This is a genomic window from Enterobacter cloacae complex sp. GF14B (assembly GCF_004136805.1).
In the GTDB taxonomy this organism is placed as follows: Bacteria; Pseudomonadota; Gammaproteobacteria; order Enterobacterales; family Enterobacteriaceae; genus Enterobacter; species Enterobacter hormaechei_C.
This window is the reverse complement of the sequence record NZ_QFRV01000179.1, coordinates 1-2948: the sequence shown is the minus strand read 5'-3', so window position 1 is coordinate 2948 and position 2948 is coordinate 1. Positions and strand designations below refer to the sequence as shown.

The 2948-nt window shown below is 59.0% G+C and carries 3 protein-coding genes and 1 pseudogene; 1 reads left to right on the top strand and 3 read right to left on the bottom strand.

All coding sequences use genetic code 11. From position 1 onward, the window contains the following. A pseudogene (locus DD606_RS24360) lies at positions 1-267 on the top strand (ABC transporter ATP-binding protein); the annotation flags it as partial. Positions 268-336: 69 nt separating this feature from the next. Here the strand turns inward: DD606_RS24360 and DD606_RS24355 are convergent. From DD606_RS24355 to alsS, 3 genes are all read right to left on the bottom strand, one after another. Further along, positions 337-810: a cold-shock protein gene (locus DD606_RS24355; protein ID WP_032608799.1), complete on the bottom strand. Its 474-nt coding sequence runs from the start codon at positions 808-810 to the stop codon at positions 337-339. 137 nt (positions 811-947) lie between these two features. Next, positions 948-1718 (bottom strand): (S)-acetoin forming diacetyl reductase, encoded by a 771-nt coding sequence (locus DD606_RS24350; RefSeq protein ID WP_003858846.1) that lies wholly within the window; start codon positions 1716-1718, stop codon positions 948-950. 20 nt (positions 1719-1738) lie between these two features. Beyond that, positions 1739-2948 (bottom strand): acetolactate synthase AlsS (gene alsS / locus DD606_RS24345; protein WP_129259354.1); only part of this gene is annotated, 1210 nt, incomplete at its 5' end.

Here is a 2948-nt window from a genome sequence, read left to right as displayed (position 1 = left end):
GTGGCCATTGCCCGCGCGCTGCTGCTGCGCCCGCAGCTTCTGCTGCTGGATGAACCGACCTCGGCGCTGGATATGTCGGTACAGGCGGAGATCCTGAACCTGCTCAACCGCCTGAAGGCGCAGCACGGCATGACCTACCTGCTGGTGAGCCACGATGCGGACGTGATTGCGCATATGTCCGACCGGGCGGCATTTATGGCGCACGGGGAGATCCAGCGGGTATTTGACCGTGAAGCAATGTTGCGGGGCGAGCACAGGATGGGGTAAACCGTGCGGCGGCGAGTGCCGCACGCATTTTGTAGGCCGGGTAAGGCGTAACCGCCACCCGGCAAAACGTTACTTCAGCAGCTTCACCGTGGCATCGATGTCGATCTCATCTTCAGTGAAGATCAGCGTCGTGTTCTGGAAGGTAGTGATCGCCAGCTTCTTCACCGTGCGCATTTCGCCCGGCTTTTTCTCGGTTTTTGGTTTGATGCTGTTCATCAGCAGCCCCACCGACAGCACCGCGTTCTCTTTGTCGATTTTAGTATCAACGGGCTCTTCTTCGCTGAACACCACGAAGGATTTAATTGAGGTAAGCTTCACGCGCTCGCCTGCAATATAGAGGTGCTTACTTTCGGGGATCACCTTCACCGCATACGCGGAAAGGCCTTTGCTGTTGGTGGTTGGCTCGAAGGTCACCGCCGCATCTTTCTTAATCAGATCAGGGTTGGCGACCTTAATCACATGAAAGTAGCGGTTGTCGCCGTTTTCATCTTTGATAAATCCAAAGCCTTTATCTTTAAACCACGTTGTGATTGTACCGTTCATCGCTGTTACCGCCTGTCAGATCTCAAGACTAAAGTTTTGCAGCGCGCAGTGTAATGCACAATGGCTGACGAGACAAAAAAAAGCCCCTGCACGGGAGCAGGGGAAAGTTCATGTCAGAGCTTTTTAGTATTGTGTATTTAGTTGAACACCATCCCACCATCAATCAGCAGCGACTGACCAGTCATGTAGTCGGAATCCGGCCCGGCGAGGTATGAGACGCAGGCGGCGACATCTTCCGGCTCGGACAGACGGCCAAGCGTAATGCGTTTGGCAAAGGTTTCTGTCCCGTAGCCGAGCGGTTTACCCGCCGCCTCGGAGACCTGACGGTCGATTTCCGCCCACATCGGCGTTTTGACGATGCCCGGGCAATAGGCGTTAACGGTGATCCCCAGCGGCGCGAGATCCCGCGCAGCGGTCTGGGTTAAGCCACGCACCGCGAACTTGCTGGAGCTGTAGACCGCCAGTTCCGGGTTGCCGGTATGGCCCGCCTGGGAGCAGGCGTTGATGATTTTGCCGCCGTGCCCCTCTTTGCGGAAGGCGTCAATTGCGGCCTGAATGCCCCAGATCACCCCTTTCACGTTGATGTTGTAGACCTTGTCGACAATCTCCGGCGTGATGGATTCGATGGGCGTGGACGGCGCCACCCCGGCGTTATTGACGATGACGTTAAAACCGCCCAGCGCGGTGCGGGCTTTTTCCACCGCCGCGAACACCTGCTCGCGGTCAGAGACGTCCACCTTCACGGCGACGGCCTTCCCGCCGTTGCGGGTGATCTCATCCGCGACCGCTTTCGCCGTCTCTTCGTTATAATCCGCAATAGCAACGGCAAAACCATCCTTCACCAGGCGAAGCGCAATCGCTTTGCCAATCCCCTGGCCGGAGCCGGTTACGAGAGCCACTTTTTGCATTTCTCTGTCCTTATATTGATTCACAAAATCTGGCTGAGATGGAGCTGGCCCATCAGCAGCGGGTTATCGCTGTAGTCGACGGGAATGGCCACCACGGCCGGGCCATCGACATCCATTGCGGCACGCAGCGTCGGTTCGAGCGCGTCGGCACTCTCGACGGCAAAACCTTTTGCGCCGAACGCGTCGGCATAGGCTTTGAAATCGACCGGGCCGAACTCCACGCCGGAGAGACGCTGGTATTTTTTCTCTTCCTGGATGGCCACCATGTTGTAGGCGTTATCCACCCAGATGATGTGCAGAATATTGGCGTTGAGGCGTACGGCGGTTTCCAGCTCCATGCTCGACTGCAAAAAGCCGCCGTCCCCGGAGACCGACACCACCTTGCGCCCCGGGTTAACCAGCCACGCGCCAATCGCCCACGGCAGCGCCACGCCCATGGTCTGCTGACCGTTGGAGATCATCACCTGACGCGCGCGGAAGCTGTAGAGGTAGCGGGCGATCCAGATGTGGAAGCTGCCCATGTCGACGGTGAGCGTCACGTCGTTGTTCACGATGTCCTGCATGGCGCGCACGATGCGCAGCGGATGCAGGGCAAACTGGTTAAGCGATGCGCCGCGACGGTCGAGGAGGTCCCGCTGATGCTGGCGATCGACAAGAATTTCCGAGGCGCGCTGGCTGAGTTCAAGCTTGTGCTCGATTCGGCTGGCAAGCAGATTCAGCGTGGCGGCAATATCCCCAACCAGTTCCAGATCGGGAACATACTTGCGCTCCTCATAGGCGGGCAGCACGTCAATGTGCACCAGGGTGGCGTCACCGCTGTTCCACATGGACGGCTCGTATTCCACCGGGCTGTAACCGATACAGATGATCAGATCCGCCAGATGCAGGAGCCGATCGCCCGCCTGGTTGTTAAACAGACCGACGCGTCCGGCGAAGCGGGTGAAGTGTTCCTGATTCACCGCCCCGGCGGCCTGATAGGTGCTGGTGACCGGAATACGGCTTCTCTCCAGCAGCTTATGCAGCGCGGCGCTGTTGGCGGGCTGGCTGGCCATCAGGCCGAGTAAGATGACCGGGTTTTTGGCCTTCGCGATAAGCTTCGCCACCTCGTTGATGGCTGACTCCGGCGCCGGGCCCATCAGCGCCGCGGTGCTGGCGGGTAAAATCGCCCCCGTGGTGGGCTGGTCGACAATATCCTGCGGCAGGCTGACAAACGCCCCGCCCGGCCCGCCC

What these genes read in the sequence shown, in the direction of transcription:
- DD606_RS24355 (WP_032608799.1), bottom strand. Translation starts at nt 810, where the DNA reads ATGAACGGTACAATCACAACGTGGTTTAAAGATAAAGGCTTTGGATTT.
- DD606_RS24350 (WP_003858846.1), bottom strand. Translation starts at nt 1,718, where the DNA reads ATGCAAAAAGTGGCTCTCGTAACCGGCTCCGGCCAGGGGATTGGCAAA.